Annotated in this window: 16 protein-coding genes and 1 CRISPR repeat array; of the genes, 3 read left to right on the forward strand and 13 right to left on the reverse strand. The window is 68.2% G+C overall.

Translation table 11 applies throughout. The features are described 5' to 3' along the window. Positions 1-199: 199 nt before the first annotated feature. On the reverse strand, positions 200-580 hold the full coding sequence (locus tag WHN02_RS22575; protein ID WP_434740706.1) for a hypothetical protein: 381 nt from the start codon (positions 578-580) through the stop codon (positions 200-202). 71 nt (positions 581-651) lie between these two features. Here WHN02_RS22575 and WHN02_RS22580 point away from each other — a divergent pair, with 71 nt between their 5' ends. Continuing rightward, positions 652-3,225: a hypothetical protein gene (locus tag WHN02_RS22580; protein WP_434740707.1), complete on the forward strand. Its 2,574-nt coding sequence runs from the start codon at positions 652-654 to the stop codon at positions 3,223-3,225. Between the two features lie 711 nt (positions 3,226-3,936). Continuing rightward, positions 3,937-4,827: direct repeats of the CRISPR family, unit length 30 nt; unit sequence GTCGCTCATCACCCCTGGAGGGATCGCAAC. A 264-nt stretch (positions 4,828-5,091) separates the two neighbouring features. Here the strand turns inward: WHN02_RS22580 and WHN02_RS22585 are convergent. The 5 genes from WHN02_RS22585 to WHN02_RS22605 are packed head-to-tail and all read right to left on the reverse strand — an operon-like array spanning position 5,092 to position 10,011. Continuing rightward, positions 5,092-6,561, reverse strand: coding sequence for a hypothetical protein (locus WHN02_RS22585; protein WP_434740708.1), 1,470 nt, complete (start codon positions 6,559-6,561; stop codon positions 5,092-5,094). Then, positions 6,558-6,965, reverse strand: a complete 408-nt coding sequence (locus WHN02_RS22590; protein WP_434740709.1) for a hypothetical protein — start codon at positions 6,963-6,965, stop codon at positions 6,558-6,560. Before WHN02_RS22590 ends, WHN02_RS22585 begins: the two co-directional genes overlap by 4 nt. 33 nt (positions 6,966-6,998) lie before the next feature. Further along, positions 6,999-8,207 (reverse strand): tryptophan 2,3-dioxygenase family protein, encoded by a 1,209-nt coding sequence (locus WHN02_RS22595; RefSeq protein ID WP_434740710.1) that lies wholly within the window; start codon positions 8,205-8,207, stop codon positions 6,999-7,001. After that, positions 8,204-9,355, reverse strand: a complete 1,152-nt coding sequence (locus WHN02_RS22600) for an aminotransferase class V-fold PLP-dependent enzyme (protein ID WP_434740711.1) — start codon at positions 9,353-9,355, stop codon at positions 8,204-8,206. The genes WHN02_RS22595 and WHN02_RS22600 overlap by 4 nt, the downstream gene beginning before the upstream one ends. Then, positions 9,352-10,011 (reverse strand): tryptophan 2,3-dioxygenase family protein, encoded by a 660-nt coding sequence (locus WHN02_RS22605; RefSeq protein WP_434740712.1) that lies wholly within the window; start codon positions 10,009-10,011, stop codon positions 9,352-9,354. Before WHN02_RS22605 ends, WHN02_RS22600 begins: the two co-directional genes overlap by 4 nt. A 315-nt stretch (positions 10,012-10,326) precedes the next feature. Between WHN02_RS22605 and WHN02_RS22610 the strand changes: the two genes are divergently transcribed. Beyond that, a complete protein-coding gene (locus WHN02_RS22610; RefSeq protein ID WP_434740713.1) occupies positions 10,327-10,845 on the forward strand; it encodes a hypothetical protein in 519 nt (172 codons plus the stop codon). Between the two features lie 69 nt (positions 10,846-10,914). On the opposite strand, the gene WHN02_RS22615 is transcribed toward WHN02_RS22610, so the two are convergent. The 6 genes from WHN02_RS22615 to WHN02_RS22640 form a co-directional block, all read right to left on the reverse strand. Next, positions 10,915-11,709 (reverse strand): hypothetical protein, encoded by a 795-nt coding sequence (locus tag WHN02_RS22615; protein ID WP_434740714.1) that lies wholly within the window; start codon positions 11,707-11,709, stop codon positions 10,915-10,917. Between the two features lie 13 nt (positions 11,710-11,722). Beyond that, positions 11,723-12,037, reverse strand: coding sequence for a hypothetical protein (locus WHN02_RS22620; protein ID WP_434740715.1), 315 nt, complete (start codon positions 12,035-12,037; stop codon positions 11,723-11,725). Beyond that, positions 12,034-12,771 (reverse strand): hypothetical protein, encoded by a 738-nt coding sequence (locus WHN02_RS22625; RefSeq protein WP_434740716.1) that lies wholly within the window; start codon positions 12,769-12,771, stop codon positions 12,034-12,036. Before WHN02_RS22625 ends, WHN02_RS22620 begins: the two co-directional genes overlap by 4 nt. Further along, positions 12,768-13,196: a hypothetical protein gene (locus WHN02_RS22630; protein WP_434740717.1), complete on the reverse strand. Its 429-nt coding sequence runs from the start codon at positions 13,194-13,196 to the stop codon at positions 12,768-12,770. Before WHN02_RS22630 ends, WHN02_RS22625 begins: the two co-directional genes overlap by 4 nt. Positions 13,197-13,293: 97 nt before the next feature. Next, complete coding sequence (locus tag WHN02_RS22635; protein ID WP_434740718.1) at positions 13,294-14,496, reverse strand: MAB_1171c family putative transporter; 1,203 nt, start codon at positions 14,494-14,496, stop codon at positions 13,294-13,296. Positions 14,497-14,511: 15 nt separating this feature from the next. Continuing rightward, on the reverse strand, positions 14,512-15,060 hold the full coding sequence (locus WHN02_RS22640) for a hypothetical protein (RefSeq protein WP_434740719.1): 549 nt from the start codon (positions 15,058-15,060) through the stop codon (positions 14,512-14,514). A 309-nt stretch (positions 15,061-15,369) separates the two neighbouring features. Here WHN02_RS22640 and WHN02_RS22645 point away from each other — a divergent pair, with 309 nt between their 5' ends. Then, positions 15,370-15,897: a hypothetical protein gene (locus WHN02_RS22645; protein ID WP_434740720.1), complete on the forward strand. Its 528-nt coding sequence runs from the start codon at positions 15,370-15,372 to the stop codon at positions 15,895-15,897. Positions 15,898-15,910: 13 nt separating this feature from the next. Here the strand turns inward: WHN02_RS22645 and WHN02_RS22650 are convergent, their stop codons facing one another. Next, positions 15,911-16,336 carry a helix-turn-helix domain-containing protein gene (locus WHN02_RS22650; protein WP_434740721.1) on the reverse strand — a complete coding sequence of 142 codons (426 nt, stop codon included), beginning with the start codon at positions 16,334-16,336 and terminating at the stop codon, positions 15,911-15,913. Between the last annotated feature and the right edge of the window lie 104 nt (positions 16,337-16,440).

Here is a 16,440-nt window from a genome sequence, read left to right on the forward strand (position 1 = left end):
GGCTTTCCACGACATCGACGCGGCGAGCCTCGGCAGGGGGGATCTCAGCGGGGAAGGCGTGCACGGAAGGCAGACTACCGATCCATACATCACTAGTTCAACTACAAAAGTATCTAATCTTGAACGTGTCGGCGGCTCAATCGCCAGGAACCCCCATGCCACCCGTCCGAACGAACGAGGTGCCCCAGCACACCTGATCTCACCCCCCGGCGACAACCACCGGCCGCGCCAGTGACCGACATCCGACAACCCTGCCCTCGGCGTCCCGCACAGTGTCGTGCGGATAGACCAGGTCACCCCGCTCCGCCAGCGCCTCCGCCACCGGCCGAGCCACGATGAACAGCATTCCCGGACGAGGTTCCGGCACCCCCACGACCACAGGGGATGCCGCCGTCCGCTTCAACGGAACCACCAGTGCACCGACCCGCACCGCCCCGTCGACGACATCCGGCTGCAACACCACCCGAGCAGGCGGACCTGATGCCGGCACCTCGACAGTCAACTCGTCCCCCACCAGACGCACCACGTGCGGCGTCAGATTGACCACCTCGACGTCGGGAACAACATCCGCGATCTCCATGCCCGACAGCCTAGGCATCACAACGACACACCCGGTAACGATCAACAAAAGTGTTGGTCCACACTGGTCCAATGCGCCTGCTGGTACACGTAGCCGGAGAAGCTGACCTCCTCCTCGACTCACGGGGCCGAACCCCAGAAGTCGGCGCCCACCGGGTCGCGGCACGCCGCACCCAACTCGCCACCACCCTCGCCGGCCCGGCTGGCGCCCGCACCGCCCGTCGCCTGCTCACCGACGGCGCATGGCACGACCAACCGTTCAGCACCCCGGCACCCAGCCCGCTGTTCGGAGCACTGGCCACCCTCCACCCCACGCCCGACCTCGACGTCGTGGTGCTCGGCACCGCCCAGAACCGCAACGACTCGCTGGACACGTTGCCGATCGCGCAGACCCTCACCGACCTGCTCAACCAGCCCGCCGCAGATGACGACACCCACTCAGTCCGCAAGGCCGCTACCGTAGCCATCCCCGGGATGACCGAGAAACAGGTGGCCGCCGCGCTCACCGCCCACCTCTGTAAAGCGCCACGATACGAACAGACCCTGCTCACCTGGGGCACCGGTTCCACTTCCCTCGCCCTGGGTGTACTCACCGCCCTGTCCCAGGCGGGACTACCGTGGCAGCTCCTCCTCACCAGCCAGCCGACCACGTACGAGGTGGTCGACCCGCTGGACGGCCTCGACGCCGACCCGGTCGCCGGTGTCCTCGTCCGGTGGCGCATGTTCGCCGCCCTGGACGCCGCCGCCAACACGGACCCGTCCACGGTGTTCCTCACCGACACCCAGCGCCGCCTGGTACAACAAGCCGCAGAGCGGCACCGAGCCGGCTTCGAAGCCCGTGACTGCGCGTCCCTGCGCGCCGTCGTCGCCGACGCCGTCGTACGCCGCGACGGCACCGCCAACCTGGCCGTCCGCCGCTACATCACCAGCCGGTACGAAGAACTGCTCAACGCCGACCGAAAAACTCACCCCAACGCCGTGAACCTGCTCAGCCACTACGAATGGCGGCCTTCGGGCAGCGTTCGAACGCTCGGGCAGAAGCTGGGAGAGATCAGGAAGAAGCGCAACACCGAGCCGGTCTGCTCCTCAGTCGGCCTCTCGTCCTACGCATGGCTGACCGGAGAAGTCGCCGACGCGCTGAGGCTTGTCGGCAACGACAGCCATCTCCTCCGTCCACCCGGCCCGGACCACGCGCGACTCATCGGCGACTACCTCACCAGGTACGACACCGACGGATCCGGATGGCAGGACAGCGGACTACCCGACCCGCCGGTCACACCGGCCCACACCGTCCTGGCAGTGTGGCTCACCGGGGTTCAGGACAACCCGACAGTAGGAACCGTCGGGCAACAACTCATCGACCATGGCCTGCCCGTAGCCGTCACCCAACACCTCGGTGTCGTGAAGCCCCAAATCCGGGCAGCCGTCTTCGGCGTCAACGGCACGCCAGCCAGCGTCGACCGCGCCACCGACGACGTCCTGAGAGTGCGAACGGCTGGCATCGAAGCCTGGACGGAACTCATCGGACCTGCCGGCTCCGACTCCGCGGCCGTCGAGCAAACCATCGAAAGCCGCATCAGCCGCGACACAGCCGCCCTGCTGTTCATTCCCACCGGCTACAAACCAGCGATGCTCACCTTGCTCCGTGCCCTGCGCCGGGTCGGCGCCAAGCACGGGCTTCCGCTGTTCGTCCGCCAGAACGCGAACGACCCCGGCAGCTACCTCCACGTACACCTCTGGCCAGCCCTGACCGGTGGTGACCTCCCCCTCCTCGCCGCAGCCAAGGGCGCTCTGCACAATTTGGAACTCGACGTTGCTTGGCGGCTCATGGCAGCCTCCGCCATCGACACGAAAGCCACTGACAACGCCCGGATGCTGGCCGACACCTTCGCGAGCCGCGACGGCGTCCGAAACGATCACCGGGGCCAGCGACAGCGCGCCTCGGACGCCAACTCGACCCACCGAACGACAGGCATGATCGCGCAGCGGCTGACACTTGTCCGCGCAGCTCTCACCCACGCCGCGACGCCGCCCGAACGAATCCGGCTGCTGGTCCTCGCGGCCGACGCCATGGAAGCGTCCATCGCTGCCCGAAAGAGAAGCGGGGTGTCAGCACTGGACTACCGTGACGTTCGCGGCGAGTGGAGATGCGTGGCTGCACGTCGTGACGGACCGCAGGCAGTGGCCGCTCAGATTCTGCTCCTCCTCAACACCGCCCGTGATCGCGCGCCGATCACCCATGGCACGAAGACCGACCCGGACGCGGTAGTCGCCGAGGCAGCACACGCCCTGGCCACCAAGAGTGGCCTCAGCCCGACCGGAAAGGCCGCACTACCCCAGGACGTCCCCTCCCTGCTACAGGACGCGGTCGACGCAGCCCTTTGCCTGAGCTTCGGTCACCCGGATTCGGTTGACGACCTGCTTACCGAACACAAACGATTAATAGACATCATCGACGACGCCATCCGGGACCGGACGCACGGCAATCGCCCACCAGAGGAATCTTCCTTCCAGCCAACTGCAGCCAATCGAACGACTCCGCCCTCTCCACGCCGTTCGCCCGCCTCCGCGCCTGCCAACCGGAGGGACGTTGATCTCACGCACCTCCACCTCGCACGAGAGACCGGTGAGGAAACGGTCGAGTAGGACGACGCAACGCCTGCGGACGTGACCGAGCCGCCGGCGCCCCCGCGAATCGTTCCTTCGACCGGTTCTGGCAACGGCGTTACCAGCCGTTGCCGTCGCCCTTCTTGAACAGGGGACCGGACAAAGCGAGCAGCAGGGCCGGCCCTGCCGGGCTCGGGTTGGCCGCACCTTGGGACGAGCGGCCAGCAGAGGCCGATGACACCAAGCCGTACGACCCGGCCGTCAGGAAGACCGACGAGCGCCTCTGGCCGTACACCGGTGTTTCGACAACGGTCAGATCCGGTGCGCAGGACAGGGACGAGACCAGCGATGATGGCAGCGCGGGCATTACGCGACCCACCCTGCCAGCCGAAACTTGACAACTCAAAACTGAGCTAACGACCGCCGGCTACCTCCTCGGCGACCAGACCGAAGACGAAGAACACAACCGCCGCGTACGCGTCATGGCCCGCTCCATCACCCAACTCTCCCCCGCCGCCCAAGACGGCATCGCCACCATCATCGACAACCTCCTACAAGTCGAGAAGACAGCACGCGCAGGCGGCGAGCGTCAGCAACCGAAGACACCGGACAGGACGAGACCGCCATGACGCTGGTCGAGCGCCTGGGTTCGACCCTCTGACCAGCACAGATGCACAATCGGCGGACCGCTGCAAAAATAGCTCGAAGCAGGGTCCGAAAGTCGCCTCTGACCTGCGACTTAAGAATCGGGTCGCTCATCACCCCTGGAGGGATCGCAACAGGGTGAGAAAGGCAGCGCGGACGACATCCGGGAGGTCGCTCATCACCCCTGGAGGGATCGCAACCCCCGGGGCCGCGAGGCCCGCCACCCGATCGACAGGTCGCTCATCACCCCTGGAGGGATCGCAACCTTTTTCTCCCCCGCGAAAACTGGACGGCGAATGACGCGTCGCTCATCACCCCTGGAGGGATCGCAACGCGACCATGTGGGCGGTGATCCTGGACATGGCGGTTGTCGCTCATCACCCCTGGAGGGATCGCAACGGCACGTCCAGGACGTCGGCCAGGTCCTCGCGGTCGGCGTCGTCGCTCATCACCGCTGGAGGGATCGCAACACGTCATCGGAGACCCGGCCGCCACCGCCCGCAAGGTCGCTCATCACCCCTGGAGGGATCGCAACCCCCGACCGACGCCACCCGCGCCCGGGTCACCCGGTGTCGCTCATCACCCCTGGAGGGATCGCAACCAGCGGTCGGTGTGGGGCTGAACCTGCTGACGGGTCGCTCATCACCCCTGGAAGGATCGCAACCGGACCTGCTCGGGGGTGACGCTGCCGGGCTGCCCCAGTCGCTCATCACCCCTGGAGGGATCGCAACAGGCCCTGTTCGAGCGGGTGCCGGAGGTGTCCTCATGTCGCTCATCGCCCCTGGAGGGATCGCAACTCGGCGAACTGTTGCGCCAACCTGCTCAACGGCATGGTCGCTCATCACCCCTGGAGGGATCGCAACGGTGTGGCCGGCGGCTGGAGAGTGGCCGCGCCGACGTCGCTCATCACCCCTGGAGGGATCGCAACACCAGGTCCACCGGCCCGTACTCCGCGGTGCCCCACTGGTCGCTCATCACCCCTGGAGGGATCGCAACGCGGTCAGCGGCTCCGGTGGGGGCGGGCCGGGGGCCCAGCCCACAGCCCAGTCCTTCGTGATCCCACCCGTGGCCCTGCCCGCCCACCGCCCGGGTTCCCACACTCCTCCAGGGATCGCTACACGTGGGCGGTCACGGTCCGGGCTTCTCATCGTTTCTTCCCAGCGCTTCCTGGGAGCGCCACCTCACTTGAGCCGGGCATCCTAGGAGGGTCCCTGCACCGAAGGGTCTGCTGCGCTAGACAGCTTGTGCCCTCCCATGGAGCTACAGAATCGGGCCATCCTCGTGGCTTCTGACCTCGTCTGGCTGGGCGGGCTGACGATGTCCTGCGGCGTGCCCGACGGAGGGGGCCGGTGTCCGCCGCGGTACGGATGGGTTGGGGTGCGATTGCGCCGGTGAGCGGGCCGGGTGTTTGCGGCTGCGGGATGGGGCGCGGCCGTCGGCGAGTGCTTCGTAGAGGCCGGGGAGGGGTGTTGTCTTCGCGTCTCGTACCAGGAGCATGCTCTCTTGGCGGAGTTGGCCGGTGTGGCGGAGGAGGGTGGCGCCCCAGTAGGTGGCGGGTCCTGCTTTGACCATTCGTGGTCGGAAGGTCAGGTCTTGGCGTGGTCGGTGCAGGGGATCGGGTTCGACGAGGGTGCCGCTGCGGACGGCGGTGAGGGCGCTGTCGTGGACGAGGGTGACGAGGTCGGGCAGGCGTGCGGCCAGGGCTACGGCGGCTGACTGCCACGCCGGTGCCTGCGGGGATCGGAGGAGGTCTTGTGGGTTGCGCCAGGTGCCGTGGGTTCGGAGGTGGGCGCGGAGCCATTTCTCTGCGGCCGACATGACATTCGGGCCGACTCCTGGGGTGGCGTGTCCGAGTGTGTGGAGGTGGTCGGCGGCTCGTCCGGCTCCGCGCCAGGCGGAGGCGAGGGGGTCGATCGGGCGGCGTTGTCGTGGGTCGTCGTGGAGGGTGACGAGGTAGTCGACTTCGTACGAGAGGGCCATGCCGGAGCGAGTGAGGGTCCTGAGGTCGGCTGCGGTGACGTGTCGGCGGTGTTGGACGAGCCAGGTGCGTACGGCGTCGAGGGCTGTCGCGCAGTCTGTGGGTGATCGGATGGTGGTCCATCTGTTCGCTTCGTCGACCAGGGGTGGGGGTTGGAGGGCGTGGAGCATCTCGTTCAGTGGGGTGTCGACGGCGCGGACGGCGTGGCGCAGGGTTCTGCTCGTGGTGCGGGCGTCGGCGGCGGCGGTGACGACGATGGGTTGTCGGCTGCCGGTGGTGGTGCCCTGGGTGAGCCAGTCGGCGAGTGGGTGGTCGACGTGGGCGGCGGCGATCGCGAGGCGGGCCAGATGGTCGAGGGCGTTGTGGCGGAAGGTGTCGACCAGCATGGCGAGTCCCTGTGGTGACCGGGGGTGGCCGGTGGCGGTTTCGAACTGGGCGAGGAGGATGTCGCTGCCGAGTCGCAGGGCGTCTGCGGCGCGGTGCAGCGCCGATGCGACCGGGTGGTCGAAGGCGGGAGTCGGTGGGATGTCGGGGGCGGTGACGAAGGTGGCGTGGGTGACTTCCCGGAGGAGTCCGTTGGTCGTTCCCCTGACGAGCTGCCTGACCTGTCGTTCGATGGCGCGGTAGAGGTGGGTGCGGCTGATGGCGGCGGCCGCGTGGTCGGTGATCGTCGCGGGTGGTGGGTCGCGGAGGTGGAGGTGGGCGCTGGCCAGGGCGGCAGCGGCTTCTTCGAGGAGGCTGCCGTAGGTCACGGCAATTCCCGGAGGGCGTCGTCGAGGTGGCCGAGGGCCTTTGCCCAGGCCAGTCGTCGCCATGGGTTGCCGGCTTCCCGGCCGGTGGCGTCGGCGAGGACGGTCGACACCTGAGCCAGGAGCAGGCGGACGTGCCGTTCCAGTTCGGCCGCCTCGATGCCGCTCGTGTCTGTGGTGCCGGCGGGGACGGTGAGGGTGTCGGACGCATCGTCGGCGACGGTGTCGAGGCATTCCCGGACGGCCAGGCTGGCGAATGTCCACTGCTCGGCGTGATTGTCGGAAAGGTCGGCGGCGGACATTCCCACCTGGTAGGCGACGAGAAGTGCCTGGTGGACGGCGACGCCGTCCGGGTCAGGCGCGGATTCGACGGCCTGCCGAGCATCAGTGAGGGTGTCGATGACCATGTCAGGATTGTGTCCCTTCACTGGCTCGGGCGGTCACCTGCGATCAAAGGCGTAGGTGAAGACCGGGGTCGTGCGGCACTGCGCGAGGTAGGGGGTGCCCAGGGTGTGTCCCGTTCCCGTCCGTTCGGGGCCGAGCATCCGGACCGCCAGCCGGTAGTGGGTCCGCCTCCACTGCTGCAGGGCTGCGCTGAAGTCGGCGAGACCGTTCTTCATTCCGGTCGACCCGGCGATGTCGTTGCGGTCGGCCAGCGTACGGTCGATGGTCGGCTGCCCGTCGTGGATGAGGGCGAGGACGTCCGGGACCGACCGGTACGCCGGCGAGTCGACCCGCTCGGTGTCCGGCATCCGGCACAGCGATTCGACGAGCTTGTAGTGGCGGCTCTGGATGGCACTCGCGCCCTCGGTGTAGGGGCGGAAGGCGTGGAACGCCTCGGGTTGGAGGGTGGCCGCGAGGGGCCACAGCGCCCCGGACTCTGCCAGCAGGTCGGCGGCGCACGACAGTCGCCTACCCGCCGCCGACATCCGCCCGGCGGTGATCGCCGCGATGACGGCGTTGAGGTCGAAGGCCAGCAGGGCGAAGGTCACCTCGAATGTCTGCAGGACACGGATGAACATCCACTCGTCGTGGACGGTAGAGACGGGAAGCATCGTCGCGCGGAGGGTGAGCCGGTCGGCGGCTGTGAGATCCAGGTCGGCGGCGGCGACGGTGTGCCGGGCCGCTGCCACCGGGTCCCCGGCGGCGGGGTCGTCGAGGATCCTGAGGCGGCGTAGTGCCGGCATCGCCGCGCGAACCGTGTGACGCAGCCGTTTGACCACCAGGTCCCGCCCCGGCCGGAGGTGGGGCAGCGGCGCGGCGGCTGTATCGGCGGCGAACATCTCGAACCTGATGAGGTCCGTCAGGAGAAGTGCGTGCAGCCGGTCCCGTCGGGCCAGCATCCGGCCGGCGGTCGCGGATTCGTCGTCGGGGTCGGGCATAGGTAGCAGATCGAGGGCCAGGTAGGTGCGGTAGTCGTACCGGCCGTCGGCCTTGTCCAACACGCTGTTGAGGAAGGCGGGGAGCTGCCGGGCGTCGCCGAGCTGCGGCAGTCTCTCACGCGTGGCACGCAGCAGCGTGATCCACTCTGCCGGTACGTGGTGCTTGCCGTGGCGCTGGTAGGCGTCGACGACCTCGTCGTAGGGGAACGTCCCGGCGGTGGGCCGGTGCTGCGCCAACCATCGGGGCAACGCCTGCGGTCTGGTCACCGATGTCCTCCCCGCGTCCCGGTGTGGTGGCGGTAGGAGGCGATCGCTTCACAGGCCGCGTCGATGTCGTCGTCCGTGGTGTAGGCGTGGGTGGCGAGCCGGAGAACCTCCCCACGAGGGGCGGTGACGATGGTGCGTCCGGCCAACCATCGGGCGATGTCCTCGGCGTACGGGTCGACGACGGCGAGGTGCGCGCCCTGGGCGTCCGACGGGTGCACGCGTACGGTCTCGCCCTGTCCGGCGAGGCGCATCGCGGCGGTCGCGACGAGGCGTTGGGTGTGGCGACGTACCTGGGTCAGGTCCAGGGTTTGGATCCGGGCCAGGCCGGCGGCGGCGGTGTAGAGGGCGGCCACCGCAGGCGTTCCCGTCTCGTACCGTCGGGCCTGCGCGGGGGTGTCCAGACCGACGGTGCGGAAGGCGTGCGGGTCGGTGCGGCCCAGCCAGCCGGTCAGGGTCGGTGCGGGACCGTCCGGGTCGCGGACGTAGAGGAACGCGAGACCGGGGAGCCCGAGAAGGTACTTTCCGGTCCCGGCGACGAGGTAGTCGCAGCGCAGGGCGTCGACCCGCAGCGGCATCACCCCGGCCGCCTGGTAGGCGTCGACGAAGACCACAGCGCCGACGGCGTGGGCGGCGTCGACGATCCGGCGTACGTCCAGGCGCGCGCCGTCGCGATACGTGACGGCCGGGACGGACACGAACCCGGTGTGGGTCGTCAACGAGCGCAGGTAGTCGCCTTCGTGGACCCGCCCGGCCGTGGTGCCGCACCAGCGGACGGTGGCCCCGGACTGCGCCTGCCACACGTGCGCGATCCCCGGGAACTCGGCGGTGGTGGTCAGCAGGTCACGGCGGCGCCGCCACCGCCTGCCTGCGACCGCCTGGTGGGCGGCGACACCGGCGTTGGGCAGGATGGCGACCTGGTCCACGTCGGCGCCGACGAGACCGGCGAAGAGGCGGCGGGCTGTGATCATCTGTTGCTCGCACGCCTCCCAGAACCCGGGCCGGGACAGGTCGTCGAGCATCGTCGCCACCGCGTCGTCCATGTCTCGGGTGCGCGGGGCGACGCTGCAGGCGGCCAGGTGGGTGCTGCCCTCGACCGGTCCGGTGAGGCGTTGCCGCACCGTCGCCGGGCGGAAGGTCGGCGCCGTCACCGCAGCCCCTCCCCCGCCGGCTGCCCGGCGGGGCCGGTCTCGGTGATCTCGGTACGGGCCTGCCACAGCTGCGGGAAGCACCGGTGAGTGATGAGACGCGCCAGACTGTCCACGGGTGTCCTGCCCGTCCCGAGGACACCGTGACCGATGATCCGGACAGCGATGCTGTAGTGCTCGGTACGCCACAGGGCGATCCGCTCGTCGAGCTCCACCAACGCCTCGGCCAGCCGGTACAGCGGAGCGGTCGGACAACCTTGGTACACCTTCACCGCCGTGACCCCGTCGGCAGCGAGCACCCGGCCGAAGGCGACGTCCAGGTCGCCGGTCAGAGCACGGACCTGCCGCCATCCGGGGGACTCGAACCCCGACCCGTTACCGAGCACGGTCCGGATGACCGCGAACTGCGCCGGGGACACCTGACGAAGACTGCGCAGCTGGTCGGTGACAAGCCGCACGGCGTCGGCCGCACGCTGCACCAACGGCTCCGCCAGCACCGGATCTCCGCCCTCGATGTGGTCCAGCGCCCTGGACAGGTGCAGACACGTCAGCTTCAACCACAACTCGGTGCTCTGGTGCACGATCTGGAACAGCGGCTCGTCCGGATGCACCCACTCCCCCGCCCCCTTCTGCAGGGACAACAACTCATCGGTACGCATGTAGCGGGCATAGTCGGTGGCGCCTTCACCGGGCAGAACAGGGGCAAGCTCCGTCGTGGACACATGACCTCCAGCAGAACGAGAAGAACGACGGTGGACCGTCGACACGCAGACGTCAGCCCTCCCCTCGTGTCGGGTCTTCGGGGCTGACGATCACCAATTCGACACGGGGGCAGAACGTCCGTCCACGGTTGCGACCACACCTGGCCGCTTCTCCACGCCGGCTGTACGACCTCGACGACCACTGGCCGGCTGGTCGTACAGCCGGGGCCTTCCCGGCGCTGAGGGCGGTCACGGGCCTGGCATGCTCGACGCATGTCGACGCGGCGGTATCTCGTCCTTCACGACCACGGCATGGGCGGACTGTGGTGGTGGATTCACGCCCGGTCGGTCCGCGAGGTGCGGGAGACCTTCGCCGAAGTCGAAGTTGTCGACGACCCTGCGGCGGTCGCCCGAGCCGAAGGGTGGACTCTCGACGAGGTCCACGCTGATGCGCAGACACTTCCTGCGGGGCTGGACGAGCTCCGTGCCGTGCGAGACAGGCAGAAGCGCCTGCCCGGTTTCGGTGCGCTCGCCGACAGGGAGGTGCTGTACCTGCGTCGGATGCCGGACGATGACGACCCGGCGACGTACCTGCTGGAGGTCGGCGCCGATGGCCGCCGTACCCGACAGGTGGAGGTGACGGACGGAGTCGCGGTCAGAACGGATGCCGAGGACTGGCCCCTGAATCCGCCGCTCGTGGACCTCCTCGACTCCCATCTGCCCAACCAGGAGATCGACCGTGCGGAGTTCGAGCAGGCGTGGGAGGCAGCACGGTGGGAGGACGGCCGGTAGCCCGTGTTCACCTCGATCGCCTGCCACAAGCAGCAGACCGCTGTTCCCCACAGGATCCCTCGCGTGTGACTACTTCGGTGCCAGGGACCAGTCAGCGTCTCCGTCGGTCACAGTCGCGTCGCTGAAGGTCGAGGAGTTCGCGCGCGGCCATCGTCCTCCGGGGAACGACGACGAGTCCACCGCCTCGCCGTGGAGGCTGACCATAGCGGTCGCCTGGGCTGCCAGGAACGCGGTCAACGTGCCGATGGCCGTTCCGATGACCAGGGTGCTGTAGCCGGCCTCGCCGAGGATCAGCGCCACTCCGGCCCAGGAGAAGACCGCTGACCCGAGGGCTGCGATCGCCAGTGCCGTTGCGGCGATCAGCTTGGCCAGCACGACGGCGAGGGTCGCGTAGAAGGCCGCTCCGGCGGCGGCGCAGGCCAGCAGGTGAACGGCGGTACTCGAGGCGATCGATCCGATCTGGGCAGCGGCCTTGGAGTGCCCTTCCACGCTGCCGACGTAGGCGTCTCGGGCTTTGCCTGACCAGTCGGAGTCGTCGACCACCAGGTGCTGGGTGGTGAGCGCGCTGGCGACCCCGGTGGCGGCGCCCCGTACGTCCATCCAGTTCCAGGCGTCGACGAACATGAAGATCGGCGCGAGCTCGCTCTGCAACAGATCCAGGTACAGGTCTTTGATCCGCTTCCCGGCGTCGACGCTCTCCCGACCCATCGTCAGGACGGCCTCGGAGACGTGGGCGGGCATGTACCAGCGGCCTGCGGCAGCGATCGAGGCAGCCGAGAGTACGCCGAGTTGCCGGTCGAAGTCGGTCAAACCCGCCCTGATGTCGGCTATCAGGGCCTCGTACTGCGCCTTGTTGAAGTCCACTGGCTAGCCCCCGTCAGTAGAGGTTGTTGAGTCGGTGGGCGTTGGTGCGGTCTTCCTCGTCGTAGGTGTCCGCGACGAACCGCAGCGTCCGCCCCACCTCGGCCAACTCCTTGCAGCCCTCGTCGCACCGCCCGCTGACCTGGTCGACGACGTCGTTGTACGGAGACACGATGAGCTGGAACAGCCCGGCTTCGATCCGATTCAGGCCCAGACCGGCGACCTTCCTACTGATTCCGCCGACGGCTTCGCTCTGCCGGTCCCATTCGGTGGCCTCGTGTCGAAGCGTGTTGGTGGCGACAGTGACCTGATCTCGGTTCGGCGGCTTCACCGGCGTACCTCGGATTGCACTTCCTTGCTGGTCAGACGTGCCAGCGTCGCGAGAGCGTCCTGGGCGAGAGTCGCCAGGTTTTCGGCCTCAGCCTGCTGGTGGGCCACCCGATCCTGCAGGACCGCACGAGCTTCTCGAAGTGCCTCGGCCAATCCGCCGTTGACTGCGCGAACAGGCTGACCTACCACCCACCGCGCTTCGATCTCGCAGCCGTCCAGACCCTGTGGTGTCAGGGAGATACTGACCGTGCGGCCCCAGTTCGAGCCTGCGGCGGGTTGTGGTGAGGTATTGCTCGAGGTCCGGGCAGCGTGAAGGGCCTTCAGGAGTTCCTCGTTCAGAGCGAGCGGTTCCCGTCCCGGCCCGAGCACCGGTACCAGCTCTGCGCCGTCGGGCCGGTCCCGATCGCGGGACCTGACCCGATTCACCTCGGCTGCCCAGGCGTCATCGTCGAAACCCGCAGCCCAGGCCCGCTGCCCCGCCGCAACAGCGTCTTCGTACGCGGCCCGGACGCTCCGACCCAGATCCTGTGGCTCCACGCGGCGCTGCCAGTCCCCCGCCACCTCGATGACAGTGGGAAGCCCGTCAGCTCCGATTGCCACCTGGACCGATCCGCGCGCGTCCGTGCCCACCGCCTGCTGCGGTGGAGACTTCGACTGCACGGCGGCCAGCAAGGCAGTCAGTTCCGTAGTGTGCTGGTGGAGTCGACGGAGCTTGTCGATGATCTCGTCGTTCATCCGCTCACTGCCCTCTCACTGCCGTCAGCGGGACGGGTCGCCGGCCGTACGGCCAGTCCGCCGAGAACACCCAGCGCAACGGTGCTGTGCGCCAGCAGGACCGCGAGAACCACCCAGCGCGCTCCGACGAGGAACCCCACGGCCAGGGTGGCCACCAGCCCTGCCGCGATCCACGAGGTGACACCCACCGCCATACGGGTGCCGACCCCCACCCGGCTGCCGGCCCACATCGTCGCTACCGCCACGATCACCGCCACCAGCGCGACGGCCATGGCCACCTGCGAGCCGGAGGATCCGAAAGCGGCGTCCTGCGCGACCTCCGGGAACGATCCAACCGCCAGGGCGGTCACCGGCAACTCGACGATCGGCCCGACCGCCGACAACACCAACACGGTGCGGTTCGGCGGGTTGCCCTCAGTGGTCACGAACCGTCCTTCCCGTCTCTGCCCTCGTCGCGGATCTCCGCCGCCACGTTTTCGCCGTCACGAGAACTCCGACAGCAGGGAGGGGCGGCACCCGCGTTCACGCGGACGGCTCCGATTCGGGAGCCGCGCTCTGAACCACGTCTGTGGGCAGCGCGATGGAGATCAATCTGAGGCGTTGGGCGTCGGCATCGAGGTCAGCGCGGTCCTCGAACTCTGCTGCCGCTTCGAGGCGTGGAGCACGGGTCGCATCGTCGACCACTCCCTGCTTGCGTCGTCTGATCGCCACCAACACGGCTGCCGCCTCGCCCGCCGCCTGGGCTCGGTCCGCCTCCCAGCCCTGGTCCGCCGCAAGGCGTCGGGTCCGCTCGATGACCTGCTGGTCGAGATCTCCCAACGCCAGTAAGCCGTCTCCGATCTCGACACAGCGCCTGTACAACCGATTCCGGACGCCAAACCACGCCCGCCTCGGCTGATCGGGACGGTGTGGCGGCGCGAGGGCGATCGACGGGTCAGCTTGGTAGAGCGTGAACCACAGCGGATGCAGGTCGCGGAAGGCGCGGCTGCGGCGGGGCCAGGTGATCAGGTTGTCCGTCGCCTTCCAGGCCGACGACAGGACCAGACTGGAGCAGATGAGGCACACCGAGATGGTGATCAGCGTCTGCGAGCCGGTCGGTTCCGACCACGGCGGGTCGGCTCCGGCCAGACGAAGCCCGATGAACAGGACCTTGTGCAGTACGTACCCACCGCCGAATGCTGCCCCCACGCTCAGCAGCCGCATGCTGATCCGCAGCCTCGCACTCGTGTACCGCGCGTACCGGATCGACATTCGCAGGATGTCGGATACAGCGACCGCAAGGTACGACAGGTACGCGAGCATGTAGACGCCGATCTCCGGGAGATCCGCGTACCGGGCGGTGAAGTCTGCCGGCTCGGACACCCGGACATCCGCTGCCCAGAACGACGCCACCATGACCACCAGCACGGCGACCAGGTACGTCACCCGCCACCGGACGCGGCCCCCGGCCCGTTCCGGATCCCCCAGATACAGGAACAGAGCCTGCACGGCGAAGCCCGCCAGGAGAGCGGATCCGTTCTCCAGGATCTTCGCCAGGTTCGAGACGGTGGAGACGTGGTCGATCGCGCGGTAGACCGGCTCCCACCCGATGATGACAGCCAACCCGAAGCCCAGGCAGATGCCGGCCGCCGCCCACGCCTTCGGGTCTCTCGGGTTGCGGCGCAGGGAGGCGAGGCGAATTACGAGCGCCACCGTGGCCACGAGTGCGGCGATGATGTGTCCCACTGCGAACGGCCTCCGCTACTCGGTTAAGGCAGCAGCGATTCGTTGCATCACCGCTGCGGTCTCGCTTTCGAGCTCTTTCACGTCGATCACGTCGCGCCGGCTGTCGAGGCGGGCACCGAGATAGGTGGCAAGGACCTCCGCATCCAGCTCTTGCTGTTCCTCGTAGGTCGCGGGCGTCCGAGCGAGCGGCGCCGAACGGGCCAGAGCGGTGGTGACCGGGGTGAAGTCACAGTCGTCGAGCAGTCCGTCGGCGGTGTTCACGAACTCGGCGCCGACATGCCCGAGGGCGATGTGCATCAACTCGTGCAACACGGTCTGCACCTGTACCAGCGCAGACGATCGAGCACTGTAGAGGACGTAGTCACGGTGCTCGGTGGCGAGCCAGAGCCCGCAGGGCACGGTGGCCGCCGAGGTCATGGCCATCATGTTGATCGGCCGACCACGGCGACGTTCGAGGGCGGCGACCAGGCCCGTGATCGTCAGGGGCGCAGGTATCTGGACATCGAGGCGTCGCAGTAGTGTCTCCGCATGACGCTGGTGCCGACGCCATTGACCCCGCGTCATGTTCCTCCTCGAAGCTGACCTCCGAACCCTGTCCGCCATTCAGCCCCTCCCCCCGACCTACCAGGAACCAGCGACGACCAATCGGAGCCACAATAGTGGCCTATCGGCGAGCATAGCGATAGATCACTACCGCCACACGGCCCAGGCGCTCATAGTCGTGGAAGTTTCACTCCACGCAAAGGGAAAAACATGTCAAACCCTGTCGAAACGGACCTGCTCTCACCGAGCGTCCCACCGACCACTCGCGACGGCCTCGACCGGGTCGCCCGCGTACTGACTGAGGCTCTTGCTCCCGCCGTGCTCGCGGCCGTGACACCCCTCGCCGTGGCCGCGGTGACGACCGGCACCGTCGGTGAGACTCTCCTCTGGGGTGGAATCGCACTCGTGTTCACCGCGCTCGTCCCGTACGGGGTCATCTGGACCGGCGTCCGCCTGGGCCGCCTCTCAGACCATCACGTCGGCGTACGCGAGCAGCGGCGTCTCCCGTTCACCGTCGCCCTGGCGTCGGTCCTCGTGGGTGTCGGCGTGCTGACCTGGTTGCAGGCTCCACCTGCGGTGGTGGCAATGGTCGCGGTGATGTTCACGGTTCTCGGTGCGGTGACCCTGATGAACCTCGTCTGGAAGGCCAGCGGCCATGCCGCAGTGTCGGCCGGCTCGGCGGCCGTACTGACGGGCATCGTCGGCGCACCCATGCTGCCGGCCTGGATCGTGGTGGCGGCCGTGTGCTGGTCCCGGGTTCGGCTCGGCGACCACACCACCGCGCAGGTCGTCGTCGGCGCGGTGGCCGGTGCCCCCATCGGTGCTGTCACCTATGCAGTGACGCTGAACCTGGTCTGACAACCGCCGGGTGTCACTCCGGGCGGTTCAATGCGCCGGGCTCCGAATCGTCTCCTCGCCCCTCCGCTGCCCTGTCGAAGAGGATCACCTGTTCGACGATCGCCCGGAGGTGGGCTCGCGGCGCTCCCGGGGGAAGATTCCTCGCCAACATGGTGATGCGATCCAGATCCGGATCGCCCGTCACGTCGAAGAAGTAGCTCGGGTCGACCGAGAAGAAGGTGGCCAGCAGCTGGAGCGCATTCTTCGAGGGATTGTCTCGCTGCCCGCTCAACAGGTACTTCAGGTAACTCGGGGACAGACCGGTGGCTGCGGACAGCTCATCAAGGGTGTACCGCCTGCCGTCCGGCTTCCTCCGCTCGTCGAGCAGCTGCCGCAGCTTGACCGACAGAGGCTGAGCATCTGCACCGGAATCGGCCATTTCAGTCACCTCTACGCTCACTACGGCCACCGCCACCGGTGGCAGCGAAGGCGGATCTCACCATCAGGTCGCACCTCAAGCTTGGGTAGGGCCAACATTGTGGCCTCACGTTAACTCACACCCGG

The sequence above is a fragment of the Micromonospora sp. SH-82 genome, from assembly GCF_051132485.1.
Classification (GTDB): domain Bacteria; phylum Actinomycetota; class Actinomycetes; order Mycobacteriales; family Micromonosporaceae; genus Micromonospora.

Excerpts from the sequence above, each read along its gene's own strand:
- WHN02_RS22640 (WP_434740719.1), bottom strand. The coding sequence starts at position 15,060 with ATGACGCGGGGTCAATGGCGTCGGCACCAGCGTCATGCGGAGACACTA.
- WHN02_RS22610 (WP_434740713.1), top strand. The coding sequence starts at position 10,327 with ATGTCGACGCGGCGGTATCTCGTCCTTCACGACCACGGCATGGGCGGA.
- WHN02_RS22580 (WP_434740707.1), top strand. The coding sequence starts at position 652 with ATGCGCCTGCTGGTACACGTAGCCGGAGAAGCTGACCTCCTCCTCGAC.
- WHN02_RS22605 (WP_434740712.1), bottom strand. The coding sequence starts at position 10,011 with ATGCGTACCGATGAGTTGTTGTCCCTGCAGAAGGGGGCGGGGGAGTGG.
- WHN02_RS22575 (WP_434740706.1), bottom strand. The coding sequence starts at position 580 with ATGGAGATCGCGGATGTTGTTCCCGACGTCGAGGTGGTCAATCTGACG.
- WHN02_RS22625 (WP_434740716.1), bottom strand. The coding sequence starts at position 12,771 with ATGAACGACGAGATCATCGACAAGCTCCGTCGACTCCACCAGCACACT.
- WHN02_RS22590 (WP_434740709.1), bottom strand. The coding sequence starts at position 6,965 with ATGGTCATCGACACCCTCACTGATGCTCGGCAGGCCGTCGAATCCGCG.